We start from the raw sequence: 18,284 nt of genomic DNA, 5'->3' as shown, positions 1-18,284 counted from the left end.
GATGGCGCTCGCCACTAAATGCCCCCATTGCAATACGATCTTCAGGGTCGCGGCTGACCAGCTGAAACTGCGCGGGGGCATTGTCCGTTGTGGCTCCTGCCACCAGGTCTTCGATGGCAACTCCGCGCTAGTCGAACCGGCGGCCAAGCCTACGCCCGTCATTCCCGACGTCGTCGCGGAACGCGCCGCACCGGCGCACACCACCCCAGCCATCTCCGACTACGTCCACGGCACCCCCGTCGACTTCGAACTCGATTTCGCCGACGAGGCATCGCATGCCGCGCCAGCGCCGCATGCCGCGCCGCCCGCGCCTCGCCCTGCCCAGCCGCCATTTGCGCCGAAGGCGCCCGACATCGCTCCGCCGCGCCCCGCAAGCACCGGGCTGCCCGCAGCCAAGCCGGTTGAAGCTTCGCCGCCGGCCTCCCGTGCTGCCGAGCCACAATCGGCCTTCAAGGCGGCTGATGCTGCACCGGCGCGGGCCGCTACCACCACTTTGCCGCCTGCGGTCAAGCCGACAGGTTCCGCACTTCCGCCGGCGGAAGCTCCAGCGCCTGCAGTCTGGCGCACTGCCGCCACGCAGGCGCCAGCCGCCGAGCCTTCGCCCGACGACGCTGCCCGCGCCGCCGTAGCGCGCGCCTTTGCCGCCGCGACCACACCTTCGCCGGCGCAGCAGGCAGCTCCGCAGCCTGCGCCGCCGCAAGCGCCGCTGCGCCCAGCCGAGCCGCCGACAGCAGCGCCACCCGCGCCGCACCCGCTGGCAGCTTTGGTATCCCCCGATGACGCATTCTCGGAAGCGGCCGGTGAACCGCCGGCTTCCGGGCCGTGGACAGCTTCGGCGCCTCCGCCCGCCACCGCGGCAGTCCCACCTGCCGCCTCGCCGTCGGCTGCGATCGACGAAAAGCTGCTGGTATGGGAAGACATCCCGGCAAACGCATCGGCAGCATCCGACGCCGCCGCCATGGCCGCAGTTGCCCGCGCCTTCAACAACGCCAAGAGCCCGTCAGACGAAAAGAAAGCGCCCGCCCAGGAGATCACGCCGCTTGTCGACGATTTTTTGTTCGACACTTCCGAGCCTGCGCATGCAGTGAACTCGCCTTCGCCCGCTGGCGAAACGCCACCAGCCGCCGTCGAGCAGCGCTCTGCTGATGCGCAGCCTGCTGTCGATATAGCGCCTGCTGTCGATATAGCGCCTGCTGTCGATGCAGCGCCTGCTGTGAATGTGCCGTCCGTTTCTGACGTGCCGTTCGCTTCTGATTTGCCCGCTACTGCCGATGCGCCGCACGCTGCTGATGTGCCGCCTGCTGCGGACGAATTGCCGCTTGCAGACGAACCGGTCGCAGCCAACGAGCCACCTGCTGCCGATCAAGCGCCAGCCACCGGCTCGTCATCACCCGCCGATGTCGCGGCGCCAGAAGCCGCCGTCCCGACGCAGCCAACCGCCGTCGCGGCATTGACTGACGAGGCGCCGGCTGCCGACGAGCTGCCCGCTACAGACGGACTGGGCGCCATGGACGAGCTACCCGCCGCCGGTCAACCGCTCCCCGCCGACGCGCCACTAGCTGCTGGCGAGGCCCCAGCCGCCGACGAACTGCCAAGTGCCGCCGGCCCCACCGCCATCGGCGGGCTAACTGCCGCCGATGAACCGAGTGCCGCCGACGCGCCGGCCGCTGACGAGGCGCTTCCCCCACCCGCCGACGAAGCGCCGGCCACCGACGAGCAGCCCGCAACCGGCATAGCCGCAACAGCCGCACCGTCGGAACCCGACCATGCAGAACCCGCGCCCGAAGTTGAAGTTCCCGTCTTCGAGGCCGGCGCAGAACCGGATGCTCCCGCTGGCGCGGCCCTGATTGAAGCCATCGACCAATGGTCGGCCGACAACGCGCGCCCCGACGGCCGCATCGAGCCTTCGTTCGACATCCCGCAAGAGCACATTGTCCTAGCCGCAATCGACGACGCGCACCATTTTGAAGACCTCCCGCCAGCCGACCAGCCGCAGGAGGCCTCCTTCGCCGCCGACGCCAATGCCGCCCCCGAAGCAGACGACGCCCTCGACCTCGATGCCGACGCCGCACCGGCAAGCAGCGAACCTTCGCTAACCGAGGAACCATGGTCGGCCGCCGCCGAAATCCACGACCTCTCGCCAACCGGCGAACCTTGGAGCCTGTCCGAGCCGGAGCCTGAACGCGACGCCACCGCCCTGCACGCCGTGGCAGCCGTCAACACCGACGTCCCCGATGACGGCGAGTCCCTGCCCATCGACGAAGAACAGGCCGAAGCCGAAGCCGCCCTTGCCGCAGCCCGCATGCGCGCCCTGGCTGGCGTCGACGAAGCCGATGACCTCGACCATTCCGACCTGAGCTTCGTGAAGCGCGTCGACCGCAGCCAGAAGTACGGCAAAGCCGCCGCCATCACCATGGCCATCGGCATCCCCGTGCTGCTGGCCGGCCTGGCCCTGCAAGCTGCTACCACCTTCCGCGACACGCTGGCCGCCAACTACCCGCAGCTGAAGCCAACGCTGGCCGCCATGTGCCAGCCGCTCGGCTGCAAGATCGCCCTGCCCACCCAGCTCGACGCCCTCAGTATCGAGCAAGGCGAGCTGGCCACCATGGCCGAAAACACCTTCAGCTTCAGCACCGTGCTGCGCAACCAGTCCAAGACCGCACAGGCCTGGCCGCACATCGAACTGACCCTGAACGACAACGCCGACAAGCCGGTACTGCGCCGCGTGTTCGCCCCGCGCGAATACCTGCCGTCGCCAGCGGACGCCGAAAGAGGCTTCGGCCCGCGCAGCGAGCAAAGCATTAAACTGTACTTTGAGCTGAAAGAGCTCAAAGCCTCCGGCTATCACATCGCCATTTTCTACCCATAAAAATACTATGAACAAAACCGCGCTTGTCTGTGGCTCGCTGGCCATCGACATCATCATGCAATACGAAGGCCGCTTTGGCGACACGCTGCTGGCCGACCAGCTGCACAAGGTCAACGTGTCCTTCCTGGTGCCGACCATGCGCACCGAGTTTGGCGGCTGCTCCGGCAATATCGCCTACTCGCTGAAGATGCTGGGCGGCGATCCGCGCATCGTGGGCGTGCTGGGCCAGGACTGCGCAGCGTACCTGGAGCGCTTCCAGAAACTCGGCCTGTCGACCGACAATATCCTGATCAAGAAGGATGCCTACAACGCGCAGTGCTTCGTCACCGCCGACGCGGACCACAACCAGATCAACGCCTTCCATCCTGGCGCCATGTCCTTCGCGCATGAGAACCCGATCGAAAAAGCCGGCGCCGCCCGCATCGCGATCATCTCGCCGGACGGCCACCTGGGCATGTTGAAGCACGCGGAAGACCTGGCGCGCCTGGGCATTCCGTTCATCTTCGACCCGGGCCAGCAGATGCCGATGTTCACGCCTGAGCAACTGATCGGCTTCATCGAAAAAGCGGCTTATGTGACCTGCAATGACTATGAGATCGAATTGCTGATGTCGCGTACCGGCCTGACGATTCCCGATATCGCTTCGAAGCTGGAAGCGCTGATCGTGACGCGCGGCGAGAAGGGTTCGGAGATTTATACCGGCGGCAAGCGGATTGATATTCCAGCCGTGGTGGTGGATGCGTCGATGGACCTGGACCCGACCGGCTGCGGCGATGCTTACCGCGCTGGCCTGCTGTTTGGCCTGGTCAACGACCTGGGTTGGGAATCGACCGGGCGCCTGGCCAGCCTCCTGGGCGCGATCAAGATTGTGACCAAGGGTGCACAGAATCACGTGTTCACCCCGGCCGAAATCGCGGACAAGTTTGAAGCCGCTTTCGGCTACCGCTTCTAAGCCCGGTAAACCAGGGTCTGACCCAAGGGTCAGACCCTCAACGGTATTGCGGCCGAGGATTGGGGTGAAAGCCTTTGCCATTCTGCGAAGATCAACATCGCACAACCGAAACCCGCGGCCGGCGAACAGACAGGGTCCGACCCTTGGGTCGTACCCAGGTTTACCGGGTTAAAAGCCGAACAACATCCTCCAGCGTCACCCCCGCCACCTCCAGCAACTTCTTCTTATTGGTCTGCCCATGCGTCAACGTCACGGAACTGCGTGAAACGCCAAGCGAAGACGCCAGCCATTTCACCAGCGCCTCATTCGCCTTCCCCTCGATAGGCTGGGCCGCCAGCTTGATCTTCAGCGCATCATCCAGCACCCCGACCACCTCGGTCTTCTTCGCATTAGGCTGAATCTGCACCGCCACCCGCACGCCGCCGCCCGGCAGCGCGGAGCACCACGATCGGCTCATCCGCCGAACAGCATGCCAAGCAGGATCTGGCAGATCTGCAGCAGGATCAGCGCCACCAGCAGCGACAAATCCAGGTTGCCCACCAGCGGCACCACCTTGCGGATCGGATTAAGCAGCGGCTCATTCAGCGCACGCACGAATGGCGCCAGCGGCGCATGCGGATTAACCCAGCTGAACACCGCCTCGATGATCAACAGCGCCATGAAGCCGAACAGGATCCACTCCAGGAAGCGGTGCAAGGCCGCCAGCAGCACCAGCTCCGGCGTCGCCCCTATCAGGAACAGCACCGAAGTCGCCAGGATCACCATCAGGAAAGCGCCTATCAGGCTGGCCCAGTCATAGCCCCCCATGCCGGGGACGATGCGGCGCAAGGGCCGCACCAGCCAGTCCGATAATTGAAAAGTAAACTGTGCCACCGACGAAGGCGGTCGGACGCGGATAGCCTGCATCCAGAATCGCAGCAACAGCACGCCACCGAGCAGGCCGGCGACCACATCGACGATCAGCTTAAGAATACTAAACACGAGTTCACTCCAAATAAAAAAACCGCTGTGCGATTGTCTCACACAGCGGTGTTTTCGCCATCCGGCACTAAGCGTTTAACGGCTTAGGAAGGACGGGTGCTGGTCGGGAACGGCCAGGCGGCTGCCGGGGCGATCACGGTTTTAGCTGCCGGAGCGGCGGCTGGAGCTGGAGCGGCTGCAGCAGCAGGTGCTGGTGCGGCGGCTGGCTTCACAGCTTCCTTCTTAGGAGCAGCTGGTTTCTTCGGAGCGGCCTTCTTAGGGGCAGCTGGTTTAGCAGCCGGAGCTGCAGCCGGTGCTACGGCTACTGGCGCAACAGCTGGCTTGGCTGCTGGCTTAGCCGAGGCTTTTTTTGGGGCGGCCTTTTTAGCTGCAGGCTTGGCAGCTGGTTTTGCGGCGGCTTTAGGAGCGGCTTTTTTAGCAGCTGGCTTGGCAGCGGCTTTCTTAGCGGCTGGCTTTTTTGCGGCTGGCTTGGCAGCAGCTTTAGGAGCAGCTTTCTTGGCAGCTGGTTTAGCAGCAGCTTTCTTGGCAGCTGGCTTGGCAGCGGCTTTCTTGGCGGCTGGCTTCTTGGCAGCAGCTTTCTTGGCGGCTGGCTTGGCAGCGGCTTTAGCTACGGTCTTTTTCGCTGCTGGTTTAGCTGCAGCTTTCTTGGCTGCCGGCTTGGCTGCTGCTTTCTTGGCTACTGGCTTAGCTGCTGCTTTTTTAGCGACGGCTTTTTTAGCTGCTGGTTTAGCGGCTGCTTTTTTAGCTGCTGGCTTGGCTGCTGCCTTGGCGACGGTCTTCTTCGCTGCTGGCTTGGCTGCTGCTTTCTTCGCTGCTGGTTTTGCTGCTGGCTTAGCAGCGGCTTTCTTCGCTACTGGCTTAGCTGCTGCTTTCTTAGCTGCTGGTTTTGCAGCTGGCTTAGCGGCGGCTTTCTTGGCTGCTGGTTTAGCGGCTGGCTTGGCAGCGGCTTTCTTGGCAGCTGGTTTAGCAGCTGGCTTAGCTGCGGCTTTAGCGGCCGGCTTGGCGGCAGCTTTCTTTGCTGGGGCAGCTGCTTTAGCGGCTGCTGGTTTCTTCTTAGCGGCGGTTGCCATTTTTAGTTCTCCTTCATCTGGGATGGGAAAAATTCACGCACAAGATTTAAACCCGTCCGGCCCTGCGCTGGACCAGGCGAATTATTCATCGGCACAAACAGGATTGCGGTTTGCGCTAATGAATTCGGCACCCAGCTGAACTGCTGCACCTCCTCACAAGTGCAGCGCTTCAGCCATCGATTCCTGCGCCGGTGCTGGGCAGCGCAGGACTCAAATTCTTTGTCGCGACGATTGCGCGGGTGGGGCGTGCATTCAGCTCCTCGACCCCTCGTCGGGCCACGTGTAACGACCAGCGTTCAAATAAAAAACCGCCCGGCCTGATCGAGAGATCAGGAGAGCGGCTTCGCTGTCGTCGTGTGGTCTTTAAGCATACTTATGCGTTTTTGGTTCCCATTATTTTTCGATTTTTGCGGTAACAACACACTCGAAAAAACAGTGCTTGCATATTCACGCGATTTCAAGTTCGCAAAGTACACGAAAGCTTGTTGATGCGCAACTAGCACGAATGATTTTCTTCTTCTTTTTTTGTGTCGATCAGCGCGTTAGCGCACATTGAGACGCGCTGCGCGACGCCTTCGCCGACCTCGCGCGCTCGCCACCTGATCGAACACCTTCGCATAACGCCTTTAGGTAAAGGCTTTATAAAAAACGAAGCGCCCCGGCCTGCGTTTCAACGCGAGACCGGGGCGCTTGATGACGGCGTTTGAAATTTTTTTTTCGTCGCGATTACGCGACATGCAAAATTCGCTTCATCACACGTTCGAGATCGAGCAGGCAGGTGCTGTGCGTGCTTCCATCGCTTTGCGGCATCTCCAGCACCTCGTTCGATTCGGCCGACAGACCCTGTGCTTCTTCCTTCTTCATCAACGAAGGAGTAGCGAAGCGCTTGCCGTCGTCGATGGTGACGATGTCGGCCACAGCATCGACCACCAGGCCATAGCGTCCCTCGTCACGCTCGATCACCAGCACCTTGCCGGCGCCCTCGCCAGCTGCCGCCATCCCGTACAGGCGGCGCAGGTCGACCAGGCTGATGAGCTGTTGGCGCAGGTTGAGCACCCCGCACAGGTAGTCCGGCATGCCGGGCGGATGGCTGATGTCGCCGGCGTGGTCGATGATCTCGCGCACCTGCTTCAGCTCCAATGCGAACAGCTCGCCGACCCGGAAGCTCAGGTAGACCTTGCGTCCGGCGCGCTGGCGCGCCGCGGCGTCCCCCTGCGCGCCCTGTGCCGGGTAGAGCTGGCGGTGGCCCAGGTCCATCTCGCCGATCTCGCTGCGCGAGAAAATGGCGGCGTGGTCCAGCAGGATCACATCCTGCTCGCCGCCGCGTGCCACGCAGCCGGCGAACATGCCGCTGCGCTCCTTGCTCAGCAGAGGGATGGGCAGTACTTCATCGCTGGTGAAATGCAGGATGCTTTCCACCGCGTCGACCAGGAAGCCGACCGTCGCCTCGCCGATATGGGCCACCAGGACGCGCTGCTCGGCATCTTCCGGCGCCCGCTGCCCGCCGGCCAGCGCGGCGAAGTCCACCACCGGCACCTGCAGCCCGCGGAAGTGCATGCGCCCCAGGCACAGGGGACTGGCCAGCACCGACTCGGCCAGGTCAGGCACACGCACGATTTCCTGGATCGCCTTCATTTCGATCGCGAAGCGGGCGCCGGCGGCGCGGAAGCTGATCGCGTGGCGGCGCTCGCCGACCACACGCAGCTGGCGCCGCGTTTCCGCCCCCGTCGCCCGCATCGATTGCACCTGCGGCACGTTCTCGATGCGCACCAGGCGCTCGATGTCGAGCACCTGGACCAGGCGCCTGCCCTCCTCCAACAAGATGGTGCCGGCTACTACCCCTTGTGTCGAACCCTCCGCATAACGCAACCGGCTGCGTTGCTCGGGCCGCACGCGCAGGATCTCGCCGGTCGCATGCACCAGCAAACCGACCTGCACTTCCTGGTAATCGATGATGGCGATCTTGTCGCTTGGCTTCGCCGCTTCCGCCGCCGGATCGAACAGGCGGCCCAGGTTCACCACCGGGATCACGCTGCCGCGCAGCGTGAACATGCCTGCCAGATAAGAGGGGGCGAGCGGCACGCTGCTCATGCGCTCGGGGAAGTTGACCACCTCCCGGATGCACAGGGCGGGCAGCGCAAACTCGCTGGCGCCCAGCATGAAGGAGCCGAACAGCTCCACCGCCGCCCCGCCGCTCGCCGCTGGCGGCGCCGGCACCACACGTAAGGCCTCCATGGCTTACACCACGAAACCGGCGACCAGCTTGTTCAACTCCCCGGCGCGCGCATTCAGGCTGGCGGTGGACGAGGCGATGCTGTCGCAGCTGCCGGCCGACTGCTCGGCCGCTTCGGCGATGTGGTTGATGGCCACGCTCACCTCGCGCGCCGACAGCAGCTGCTCCTTGGCCTCGTGTGAAATCTCGGCAATGGCCTCGCTGGTCTTGCCCACGCCCTTGACGATGCGGTCGAAGGCTTCGCTGGCCTGGTGCGAGATGGCCGTGCCCGTGTTGACCCGCTTTACCGACTCGCTGATCAGCTTGGAGATCTCCTTGGTCGCCTGCGAGGAGCGCTCGGCCAGCTTGCGCACCTCGTCCGCCACCACCGAGAAGCCCAGGCCATGTTCGCCCGCGCGCGCCGCCTCGATGGCGGCATTGAAGGCCAGCATATTGGTCTGGTTGGCAATATCGCTGATCACCTTGACGATCTCGCCGATATCCTCCGAGGAGCGGTTGATCAGGTCCATGGCCTCGATCGAGCGCGCCACCGCCTTGGCGCCCGCCTCGGCTTCGTCCTGGGTCGATCTGGCCAGGTCGTTGGCATGGCCGGTGCTGGTGGCGATGGCGTCGATGGAGCGGGTCAGCCCATCGACAGTGGCATTCATTTCCTCCACCGTGGCGCCCAGTTCCTGCGAACCGCCAGCCACCACGCCGGCCCGGTTGGCAATTTCCTCTGCATCGTCGGCAAAAGCGGTGGCCGACATCACCACCTGGCCGATCACGCCGCGCAAATCGCCCATCATCTTGCCGATCCCGGCGCCCAACTGGTCGAGCGCCTCCTCGCCGCCCATCGGCACCTCGGCCGTCAGGTCGCCCTTGGCCGCGCGCGCCACCGCGTCGAGCAGGCGCTCGATTTTGATCGCGTCGCTGGCTGCCTTGTCCTTGATGCCCTGCTCCATCATCACCTGCTCGGTGATGTCGCTGGCGAACTTGACGATTTTAAAAGGCGTGCCGTTCATGTCGAGGATCGGGTTGTAAGTCGCCTGGATCCAGATCGTCTTGCCGCCGTTGCCGACGCGCTTGTAACGGCCGCTGTCGTACTCGCCCCGGTTCAGCTTTTGCCAGAAGCGCTTGTAGTCGACGCTGGCGGCGTAATCCGTTTCGCAGAACATGCGGTGGTGTTCGCCCTTGATGTCCTCCAGCGAGTACCCCATCGCATCGAGAAAGTTGCTGTTGGCGGTCAGTACATGGCCACTCATGTCGAACTCGATCACGGCCTGCGCCTTGTCCATCGCACTGACCTTGCCCTCGTACTCCGCGTTGCGCAACTTGGTGGCGGTGATGTCGGTGGCGAACTTGATCACTTTATAAGGTTTGCCGTCGGCGTCGAACACGGGGTTGTAGGAAGCGTTGATCCAGATCTCGCGGCCCCCTTTGCCGACGCGTTTGTACTCGCCATGTTCATAATGGCCGCCGCGCAGGCGCTCCCAGAATTGTTTATAGACTTCGCTGCCGGCAAAGGCGCTGTCGCAGAACATGGAATGGTGACGCCCCTGCACTTCGTCCAGCGTATAGCCCACCGCGCTCAGGAAGTTTTCGTTCGCGTGCAGAATGGTGCCATCCAGCTGGAATTCGATCACGGCCTGGACGCGATTGAGTGCGGCGTTAATTGCCTGCAGTTCGATTTCTTGCAGCTGGCTTTCCTGGATGACTGGGCTGTTCATTTGTTTGGACTCCTGTAGGGTTGTTGCCATATGGAATCTCCAGTATAGGCAGCCGCCTCCTCAGGATTCTCTCGCTTTGTCACCCTCCCCCTCGTGCGCTTTAAGCAGTTAAACAATCGACCTTCCTTCGTTGTCGGCCCACAACGGAACATTGGCTGTTTAGTTAGATTGACTTCACGCGGCAAGACGCAGATGATGACCGGACTATGACTCCCAAGCTGCTCCTCGCTGTTTCGATCCTTGCGCTCCCGCTGGCGGCGCAGGCGGGAAGCCTGCATCTGTACACCGAGAACACGCCGCCCGACATCATGCGCGACGGCGAGCGCATCACCGGCATCTCGACCGATAAGGTGAAGGAGATCATGGCGCGCGCCGGCGTCAGTTACACCATGGAGATCACGGCCTGGAAGCGCGCCTACGAACTGGCATTGCGCATGCCCGATGCCTGCGTGTTTTCCACTTCACGCACGCCCGAGCGCGAAGCGCTGTTCAAGTGGGTCGGCCCCTTGCGCGAGTTCGACTGGACCCTGTACGGCCTGGCCAATGCGCCCTTCCAGCTGACCGCCCTGGACGACGCCAAGAAGCTGCGCATCGGCGGCTACAGCGGCGATGTGCGCGTGCAGTACCTGCTGGACCGGGGTTTCAAGGTGGATGCCGCGCCGGATAATTTTTCCAACCCGCGCAAGCTGATGGGCGGCCGCATCGATTTGTGGGTGACCAGCCACCAGCTGGCCAACGGCCTGCTGGAGCAGGAGGGCCTGGCGGGCAAGATCGTGCCCCTGCTCACCTTCCACTCCTCGCGCGCTTACCTGGCCTGCAACAAGGCGGTGCCTGACGCCACGATTGCGGCGATGTCGGCAGCGATGGCCGACATCGTAAAAGACGGTACCTCGGCCGCAATCGACCGCAAGTACGCCAACTGGCGCCCGCGTTAAGGGTTCAGCGTAAAACGGCGGAAGCGGTGCCGCCGGTGCTCTTCGTTTTCCAGCGCCAGCGACGATTTGATCATGTCGCTGCGGCTGATGATGCCCACCAGCTGGCGGCTCTCGGCGTCGGCCACCACCGGCAGCCGTTCCAGGCCATGCACCGCCAGCCGGATCGCCACCGTGCGGCAAGTCTCGCCGCGCAGCGCCACGATGGGCGCGTTCACTCCATACAGCTCGCGCACATGGACCGCATCGCCCGCCTGTTCCAGCGCCGCCCGGTCCAGCATGCCGAGCACCGCGCCGCCCTTGGTCACGGGGAAGGCGCGGTGGCGCTGCCCTGCTCCAAAGTGCGATGCCAGCACGTCGTCCACCCGCGCATCGGCGTCGATAGACACCGGCGTAGCGGTCATCACTTCCTCCACACTATGCCGCTCCAGGGGATCGATGCCGTATTCACGGTAAATATGGTGGCCGCGGCGGGCGATCTTCTCGGTCAGGATCGAACGGTGCATGGTGATCACGGTAAAGCCGTACGACACCACCGAGGCCGCCAGCACCGGCAATAGCGCATTCGCATCATGCGTCAGCTCATAAGCGAACACGGTCGCCATGATCGGTGCGCGCATCATGCCGCCAAGTGTCGCCGCCATGAATACCAGCGGCCAGACCTGCGGCGTGCCGCCCGGCAGGTACGGCCCCAGCACCGTACCCAGGCCGGCGCCCAGCATCAGCAAGGGCGCCAGTACCCCGCCCGAGGTGCCCGAGCCCAGCGCGATCAGCCACATGACGGCTTTCGCCACCAGCAGGGTGGCCACCACACTGGCAGCCAGGTGGTTTTGCAGCAGGTCGCCGATGACGTCATACCCGACGCCCAGCGCGCGCGGCTGGAAATAACCGCCCACGCCGATGGCCAGGGCGCCCAGCGCCGGCCACCACATCCAATGGATCGGCAGCTGATGGAAGCCGTCTTCCACCCGGTACAGGGCAGTCGACAGCAACCAGGCCATGACGCCGCACAACACGCCGGCCAGGGCGCAGGACAGCAAGGCCACCGGCGGCAGCACCGGGCTCTGTTGCGGGAACAGCGGCCCCGCCTCCATCAGCAGCGGCCGCAGGAAGCCTGCCACCGCGCAAGCGATCGCCACCGGCAGCAGGCTGCGCGGACGCAGTTCGAACAGCAGCAGTTCCACCGCCAGCAGCACCGCCGCGATAGGCGTGCCGAATACCGCCGTCATGCCCGCCACCGCGCCCGCCACCAGCAAGGTCTTGCGCTCGGCATCGCTCAGATGGAAATGCTGTGCGAACAGCGACCCCACCGCGCCGCCCGTCATGATGATCGGGCCTTCCGCGCCAAACGGGCCGCCGCTGCCAATGGCAATTGCCGAGGCCAGCGGCTTGAGCACCGCCACCTTGGGCGACATGGCGCTGCGCTTGAACAGGATGGCTTCGATTGCTTCCGGAATGCCGTGGCCACGGATCTGCTCCGAACCAAAGCGCGCGATCAAGCCGATCATCAGCGCACCGATGACCGGCACTGCGATCACCCAGGCGCCCAGCGCATGCACTGCCGGCGACTGCGGCGCCGTGGACAGGCTTTGAAAGAAGAACAAGTTGGTAAACAGCGAAATCGCCTTCAGCAGCAGCCAGGCGGTCCCCGTGCTCAGGGCGCCGATAAAAGCGGCCATGGCGCCAATCGGCAACAGGCGCGCGTCGCCGCTGAAATCGCGGCGCGGGTCATAAGGTTTCATGGTTTGTGAGGCAGGTTGGGAACAGTGAAGACACCGTGCAGCGATTGCAGTTCGGCGCGGTGGATGGCGGCCAGGCGCAGCAGCACCTCTTCGCCGGCAGGCAGCAGATGGACTTCGACCTTGCGCCGGTCCAGTGCATTGGGGCGGCGCTGCACCAGCCCGGCCGCCTCGCAGCGGCTCAGGAGCGCTACCACGCCATGCTGCTGCGCCTGCAGCCGCTCGGCCAGTTCGCCCACAGTCGCCCAATCGCGGCCCGGGTAGCCTTTGATATGCAAAAGCAGCAAGTACTGCAGCGGCGTGATGCCTTCGGCATGCGCTGCATTTTCGGAAAAGCGCTCGAAGCGCCGCATTTGATAGCGGAATTCGGACAAGGCCATGAAGTCGGCCTTGCCCAAAGAATCGGGTGAAGACGGCATTTTTATATCACAACATGATGTATCAGCCGTCCATCATACCATTAAGCGCCCGCGCTTGTCTCCAACGCCGCCACAGCGTCGATCGCACGCGCCGAATATACCAGCGCAGCGCCCGCGTTCATGGCCACGGCGACACCCAGCGCATCGGCAATCTCCTCGCGCGTCGCGCCTTGCTTCAAGGCTGCATCTGCATGCACTGTAATACAGCCGTCGCAACGCATCGTGACCGCCACCGCCAGCGAAATGAGTTCCACGGTCTTGGCGTCAAGACGCCCGTTTTTCCGCGCAGCTCCAGACAGCGCCTGATAACCGCGAACCGTATCGGGTGACAGTTTGGCGATATCGCCGATGCGGCCCAAAAGCTCGGTGCGGTAAGTATTCCAGTCCAGCATGATGTTCTCCTTTGAACAGTGGGTATGGAAGAAGTATGCGCCGATCATTGAGACTATAATGTCGAATCAGTCCCATCATTTAGCGGATTCGTATCATGGACGCCTTAACGCGGATGATTCAAATGACGCGCCCGCAAGCCGGGCTGGATTTGCGCTGCCAGCTCTCGGGGAGCTTTGAAATTCCCCACGAGCCGGCGCCGCCCGGCACCGTGCCCTTCCATCTCATCCTGGCAGGCAGTTGCCGGATCGCGACCGACAAAGGCGTGTTGACCGCGCGCGCCGGCGATTTCATCCTGTTTCCCCGCGGCGGCGCCCACGTCATCCGCGACTACGATACACAAGGGGAAGATGGCGCCATGCGGATGCGCTACGACGGCATGCTGCCCTTGCGCCGCGCAGGCAAAGGAAAGGTAGGCTCGGATTTGTTGTGCGGCCATTTCACGCATGCCAGCGAGGCCGGCGAATTGCTGTTCAAGACCTTGCCCGACCGCCTGCATGTTTCCTTGACGGACGAGGAAGCGCCGGAGTCGCTGCAGGCCGTGGTTGCGCTGATGCGCCAGGAAGCATCCGCAGCGTCTCCAGGAGCACTCGCCATCGTCACGGCGCTCAGCCATACCCTGCTCGTGCTGGCATTGCGGCGCTATAACGAGCGTCCGGACCGCGACGCCAGCATTCTTGCCGTCATGGCGGACGCACGGCTTGGCGCCTCGGCCAAAGCCGTGCTGGATGCGCCTGGCCAGCCCTGGACCATCGAAGCACTCGGCAAGCTGGCGGCCATGTCACGTGCCAGCTACGCGCGGCGCTTCCAGCAGGCGTCTGGAATGACGGTCTTCGATTTCCTCACGCGCGTAAGGATGGCCGTCGCTTGTGAACTGCTGCGCACCACGCGCCGCAAGGTGGGAGATATTTGCTTCGAAGTCGGCTACCAGTCGGAAGCCGCCTTCGGCAAAGCGTTCAAACTGCAGATGGGCGAATTGCCAGGCCAGTATCGGCGGCGCCACGCATGATCACATGCCCTGGTTCTTCAACTCGTCGGGCAGCAGATAGGTGTAGCTCTTGGGATCGAACATCACCTTCCAGGTCTTCGCTTCGCGCTGCACGCCTTCCTGCATACCCGGCTTGCGCGTGATGTACAGCGGCGTAAAGGTCGCATCGGCAACTGGGTCGGTACGATACGTCCATTGCAGCCTGGTGCAGCGCGGCGGCTCGAAATCTTCGCCATCGTCTTCCACTTCGGCAGTCGCTTCTCCCGCAGTGCCTTCCTCTTTCTTGAGGCTCTTCTTGTCGTTCATTGCCTGCTTCCACTCGGCGTAGCGATGCTCAGTCTCTTCACAGCCGCCCGCCCCGAGGACCTGGAATGCAGCATTAAACTCGCCCAATACCGCAATCTGCTCGTTGTGCGGAGCCAGCACCACGTTGCGTGTGTTGATGCTCTCTTCACCGTCGCCAGTTGCATTATCCGAGACCTTCACCACCCAGCCCCAGACATCGCCGCTCAACGCCTCGAAGTGCACACGCTCCGGCGTCACCGGATCCGTACCGCTTGAACGCCGCACGTCGCTGTACTCATACAGTTGGCCGCCGCTGTAACGCAGCTGGAATACGCCATAGAACGAATCCTGCCCATCCCGGCTCTCAATAGTCCGCCCGCTGGCAACGAGATAGAGCTCATCCCCCTCCTTGCCGTCGACCTTCTTCTGCTGGATGACCGTCACGAGGTAAGTCGCATGGTTCTCCTCGTCGACGTAGAGCCAGCCGCGCTGCGATTCCGAATACTTGCCATAGTTGCGCGTCATGAGCTCCGAAATCGCATCATTCGCATCAATCGTATGGGGTGATTCCGGCTGGTGGCGGAAAGCCATCACAGCGATCAGCGCCGAAAACAGCAGCCCCACTGCGGCAAAGATATAAATCGCGATGCGCACCCATTTCCTGGAGGGTTTCGCTTGGCCAGTTGTCGTAACGTCTTCCATTGCTTCTTGATAGTTGAATTGCGGAAATATTATTAGAAGCGCAATTATACAAAGATCAAGAAAATGTGTTTTCAACCGTGCGTGGGAGGCACTCTGTAGTGGGTCCTAAAATTCCGCTCAGGTCTAAACAGGTCAAATTCGCCCGAAATCGGTCTAAACAGGTCTGAAATCAGGGCCAGGTAGTCTATATCGACCTAAAAACTGGCCGCCAAAGTCTAGACCGATCTATTTACTCGGGTAGGGAATCTAAAAAACGTTGGCTGGCAGTGGAAATGGAGCGGCTCTCCGTGCGCAAGAATGGCCAGCCAATGCGAGGATTTCAATGGAAGAATGTATTCCTGCCAGACGGAACAAGTCTGCGCACCAGTTATCGCGGGCACCGGGCCGCAACGCATGGCGCTTCGTCTGGCTGCGGTTTCCTGGCGACGAATTCTGGGTGCTTGCCGACAAGTGCAGAGAGCGCTTTAGTGAACTGTGTCTAAGGCAGTCTAAAATTGAAATGGGGGAAACCCTGCATCCTGCCTAGCTCTCACCTGAGTTAATTTGCCAATGGTGGGGCGGTATTGAACGCCAATTGGGCGGCGAAGGCCCGCTGGTACGCAGGCCGCGCTTCTCCGCGCGCCACATAGGCGGCAAGGCGAGGAAAGTCATTCAGGATGCCAGAAGGCCGCGACCGCAGCAGCACCGACACCATCATCAGGTCGCCTGCGCTGAACTCACCGTCCAGCCAATCGTCATCACCCAGGCGCGCGGAAAGCTGCGCCAGGCGGTTGCGGACGCGCTCCGCAATCAGCGGCATACGCTCTTTGCTCCAAGGCTTATCCCCCTCCTGGAACTTCGCGATGGCGATTTCCAGGATGGGCGGCTCCACCGTATTCAGCGCAGCAAACATCCACGTAATCGCCCGCGCCCGGGCGTTGGCATCCGTCGGCAGCAAACCCGCAAACTGGGAAGCGATATGGAAAATGATCGCTCCCGACTCAAACAGAACAAGGTCGCCATCTTCATAAGTTGGGATCTGGCCAAAGGGATGCAGCGCCAGATGCGCAGGCGCCTTCATCGCCGTGAATGAAACCGGCCGCACCTCATACGGCTGCCCCACCTCCTCCAGCGCCCAGCGAACGCGCGTATCGCGCGCCAGCCCCATGCCGCCATCGGGCGAGCGTTCAAATGCGGTAATGGTGATAGTCATCGGAATCTCCAGTTGTTTGTACTGTCACGACGAACGAACCAGCGCCAGATCGACAAAAACATAGGTTGCTTTTGAGCAAATAGCGACCTATGATGAGTTTATAAAGAGACACAAACTGTGTCAAAAATTACATCCATTGAGACGACATGCTGCTCACCGAAGCCAAAGCAATACCGATCCGTAAAGGCCCGCCCCGGCCACAGGATGCAATTGCCCCCTTCCCGTCTTCGACCAATTCATATGACATGAGCAGTGAAGACGAGATCGGCGACGCACTGACGCTGCTGGCCGCGAACGGCGATGCCATTTCAATCTACGCCGCCGGTAGCAGGGAGCCGGTCCTTGCCCGCATTCTGTCGGTAGATCCCGAATTGCCGCATTTCGTCATGGAGTTGAACGACGGGGCAATCCTGCAACCCGGCAAGCTCACTTTTGTCACCGTGTTGGGCAATGCAAAAATGCAGTTCCGCCTCTCCGCACAGGAATGGCCAACGGTGCCTGGCAAGTCGCAGCATATTCCGATGACATTCCCGGAAACCTGCACCGTCATGAACCGGCGCGCCTTCGAGCGCCTGGAAACGCCGGTCGGCGCCAATTTCCTCGCCTCGTTCGAGCTGAACGGCACAACTTCTTATGAGATCGCGGTCTACGATTTCTCGCTCGGAGGGCTAGGCCTGCGCTGCACCAAGCTCGAAGCAAAAGGCTTGCTCAGGGGCCGCAAACTGCGCGATGTGGTACTCGACATGGGATCGGAAACCATCATCGTCGCGGAAATGGAGATCCGCGTCACGCGCGCCTTCCGTTCCTTCCTCCTGGGCGAACAGCTCCATATCGGCTGCAGGTTCCTCACGCTTGCGCCAGAGGAAGAAAGCAAACTCAAGAACGTGGTGGACCAGGTCAAGCGGGCCTGACGACGGCTCGGAATGCCGATGGCGTCATACCTTGCGTCCTACGGAACGCCGACGCGAATGCCGACGGCGTTTGGTACCCGACTTCAAGTGCAACCTGGCAGATCGACAAGCGTCTAACAGCCAGGAGTTCGCGCGCTTTCTCCATCCGCAAGTGGACAATCCATGCATAAGGCGACTGCCCTGCGGCGCGCTTGAACGCCACGCAAAAATGAAACCGGCTCAGGCCGACTACGGCCGCCAACTCATCCAACTGGAGGTCCTGATCGAGGCGCTCATGCACGTAGTCGCGCAGCCGCCTGAGCTGCCACGGCTGCAAGCCCGGCAGCATGTCGCGCACCGCCCGCATGCCAGCGGCAACATGGGACCGCACAAGATGCAAGCACAGCAGTTCAATGGCCTGATCCGCGAACAGCCGGCTGTGCTCGAGAGGGTTTTCGGCCTCCTGCGCCAATACCTGTATCAGGCGCGACGCCACAGGATCGTCAAACGAAATCCGGTCCTCGAATTGCAGGTCCGGCAAATCGCTGCCCAGGGTCGCGGCACAAGACTGCAACTGGGCGTCGGACAGGTAAACGTGTGATACCTCCACATTACCTGCCACCTCCCAGTGCGCTTCGTGGCCCCGCGGTATGAGAGTCAACATGCCGGGCCGCTTGACCCCATTCGAATGGCGCCGGCCGTCACGCCAGGTGTAAAGCTGGCTGGCGCCGTAATAGGTCATGACGACGTGCTCATTCATCGGCAGCACCTGGCCGCACACCGCCCCATGGCTGAAACGGGTCGTCAGCCGCACGTCACCGCGATATGCCTGCGGATCAAGCGGCGGCGCCGTATTCAGGATACGTGACAGTTCCTCGGCTGCGGCCGGGTTGGAAGCGGAGGCCATGGGTTTAAGCGCATGAAGAAATGAGCAAT

At 62.4% G+C, this 18,284-nt stretch carries 17 protein-coding genes; 6 read left to right on the top strand and 11 right to left on the bottom strand.

What is annotated here, in order from left to right; genetic code table 11:
* Position 1 precedes the first annotated feature (1 nt).
* Positions 2-2,869 (top strand): DUF3426 domain-containing protein, encoded by a 2,868-nt coding sequence (locus GM658_RS06760; protein ID WP_155453256.1) that lies wholly within the window; start codon positions 2-4, stop codon positions 2,867-2,869.
* 7 nt (positions 2,870-2,876) lie between these two features.
* Complete coding sequence (locus tag GM658_RS06755; protein ID WP_155453255.1) at positions 2,877-3,821, top strand: carbohydrate kinase family protein; 945 nt, start codon at positions 2,877-2,879, stop codon at positions 3,819-3,821.
* Between the two features lie 160 nt (positions 3,822-3,981).
* On the opposite strand, the gene GM658_RS06750 is transcribed toward GM658_RS06755, so the two are convergent.
* The 3 genes from GM658_RS06750 to GM658_RS29500 all read right to left on the bottom strand — a co-directional run bounded on the left by GM658_RS06750 (position 3,982) and on the right by GM658_RS29500 (position 5,014).
* Positions 3,982-4,278, bottom strand: coding sequence for a DUF167 domain-containing protein (locus GM658_RS06750; RefSeq protein ID WP_155453254.1), 297 nt, complete (start codon positions 4,276-4,278; stop codon positions 3,982-3,984).
* Complete coding sequence (locus tag GM658_RS06745) at positions 4,275-4,802, bottom strand: YggT family protein (protein WP_443093809.1); 528 nt, start codon at positions 4,800-4,802, stop codon at positions 4,275-4,277. Before GM658_RS06745 ends, GM658_RS06750 begins: the two co-directional genes overlap by 4 nt.
* Positions 4,803-4,885: 83 nt before the next feature.
* Positions 4,886-5,014, bottom strand: a complete 129-nt coding sequence (locus GM658_RS29500) for a hypothetical protein (RefSeq protein WP_267874961.1) — start codon at positions 5,012-5,014, stop codon at positions 4,886-4,888.
* Positions 5,015-5,123: 109 nt separating this feature from the next.
* On the opposite strand from GM658_RS29500, the gene GM658_RS29060 reads away from it, so the two are divergent.
* Positions 5,124-6,011 (top strand): hypothetical protein, encoded by an 888-nt coding sequence (locus tag GM658_RS29060; protein WP_211841824.1) that lies wholly within the window; start codon positions 5,124-5,126, stop codon positions 6,009-6,011.
* Positions 6,012-6,598: 587 nt separating this feature from the next.
* On the opposite strand, the gene GM658_RS06735 is transcribed toward GM658_RS29060, so the two are convergent.
* The gene (locus tag GM658_RS06735) at positions 6,599-8,107 is read right to left on the bottom strand and encodes a chemotaxis protein CheW (protein ID WP_155453252.1); all 1,509 of its coding nucleotides are present in this window, start codon (positions 8,105-8,107) and stop codon (positions 6,599-6,601) included.
* A 3-nt stretch (positions 8,108-8,110) separates the two neighbouring features.
* A complete protein-coding gene (locus GM658_RS06730; RefSeq protein WP_155453251.1) occupies positions 8,111-9,811 on the bottom strand; it encodes a methyl-accepting chemotaxis protein in 1,701 nt (566 codons plus the stop codon).
* A gap of 206 nt (positions 9,812-10,017) precedes the next feature.
* Here GM658_RS06730 and GM658_RS06725 point away from each other — a divergent pair, with 206 nt between their 5' ends.
* Positions 10,018-10,746, top strand: a complete 729-nt coding sequence (locus tag GM658_RS06725) for a substrate-binding periplasmic protein (protein ID WP_155453250.1) — start codon at positions 10,018-10,020, stop codon at positions 10,744-10,746.
* On the opposite strand, the gene GM658_RS06720 is transcribed toward GM658_RS06725, so the two are convergent.
* From GM658_RS06720 to GM658_RS06710, 3 genes are read right to left on the bottom strand one after another with little or no spacing between them, the layout of a single operon-like run.
* A complete protein-coding gene (locus tag GM658_RS06720; RefSeq protein ID WP_155453249.1) occupies positions 10,743-12,485 on the bottom strand; it encodes a chloride channel protein in 1,743 nt (580 codons plus the stop codon). The two genes, GM658_RS06725 and GM658_RS06720, sit on opposite strands and share 4 nt — an antisense overlap.
* A complete protein-coding gene (locus tag GM658_RS06715; protein WP_155453248.1) occupies positions 12,482-12,901 on the bottom strand; it encodes a MarR family winged helix-turn-helix transcriptional regulator in 420 nt (139 codons plus the stop codon). The genes GM658_RS06720 and GM658_RS06715 overlap by 4 nt, the downstream gene beginning before the upstream one ends.
* Positions 12,902-12,942: 41 nt before the next feature.
* Complete coding sequence (locus tag GM658_RS06710; RefSeq protein WP_155453247.1) at positions 12,943-13,293, bottom strand: carboxymuconolactone decarboxylase family protein; 351 nt, start codon at positions 13,291-13,293, stop codon at positions 12,943-12,945.
* Between the two features lie 95 nt (positions 13,294-13,388).
* Here GM658_RS06710 and GM658_RS06705 point away from each other — a divergent pair, with 95 nt between their 5' ends.
* Positions 13,389-14,300: an AraC family transcriptional regulator gene (locus tag GM658_RS06705; RefSeq protein ID WP_155453246.1), complete on the top strand. Its 912-nt coding sequence runs from the start codon at positions 13,389-13,391 to the stop codon at positions 14,298-14,300.
* On the opposite strand, the gene GM658_RS06700 is transcribed toward GM658_RS06705, so the two are convergent.
* Together GM658_RS06700 and GM658_RS06695 are read right to left on the bottom strand one after the other, a co-directional pair.
* Positions 14,301-15,266 carry a hypothetical protein gene (locus tag GM658_RS06700; protein WP_155453245.1) on the bottom strand — a complete coding sequence of 322 codons (966 nt, stop codon included), beginning with the start codon at positions 15,264-15,266 and terminating at the stop codon, positions 14,301-14,303.
* 538 nt (positions 15,267-15,804) lie between these two features.
* The gene (locus tag GM658_RS06695) at positions 15,805-16,458 is read right to left on the bottom strand and encodes a glutathione S-transferase family protein (RefSeq protein ID WP_155453244.1); all 654 of its coding nucleotides are present in this window, start codon (positions 16,456-16,458) and stop codon (positions 15,805-15,807) included.
* A gap of 245 nt (positions 16,459-16,703) precedes the next feature.
* Here GM658_RS06695 and GM658_RS06690 point away from each other — a divergent pair, with 245 nt between their 5' ends.
* On the top strand, positions 16,704-17,369 hold the full coding sequence (locus GM658_RS06690; RefSeq protein WP_229416791.1) for a flagellar brake protein: 666 nt from the start codon (positions 16,704-16,706) through the stop codon (positions 17,367-17,369).
* Here the strand turns inward: GM658_RS06690 and GM658_RS06685 are convergent.
* The gene (locus GM658_RS06685; protein ID WP_170298708.1) at positions 17,356-18,255 is read right to left on the bottom strand and encodes a helix-turn-helix domain-containing protein; all 900 of its coding nucleotides are present in this window, start codon (positions 18,253-18,255) and stop codon (positions 17,356-17,358) included. The two genes, GM658_RS06690 and GM658_RS06685, sit on opposite strands and share 14 nt — an antisense overlap.
* Between the last annotated feature and the right edge of the window lie 29 nt (positions 18,256-18,284).

Source organism: Massilia eburnea (assembly GCF_009720745.1).
Lineage (GTDB): Bacteria > Pseudomonadota > Gammaproteobacteria > Burkholderiales > Burkholderiaceae_D > Rugamonas > Rugamonas eburnea.
Note: the sequence above shows the minus strand (reverse complement) of the source record. Positions and strands in the feature narration are given on the sequence as shown.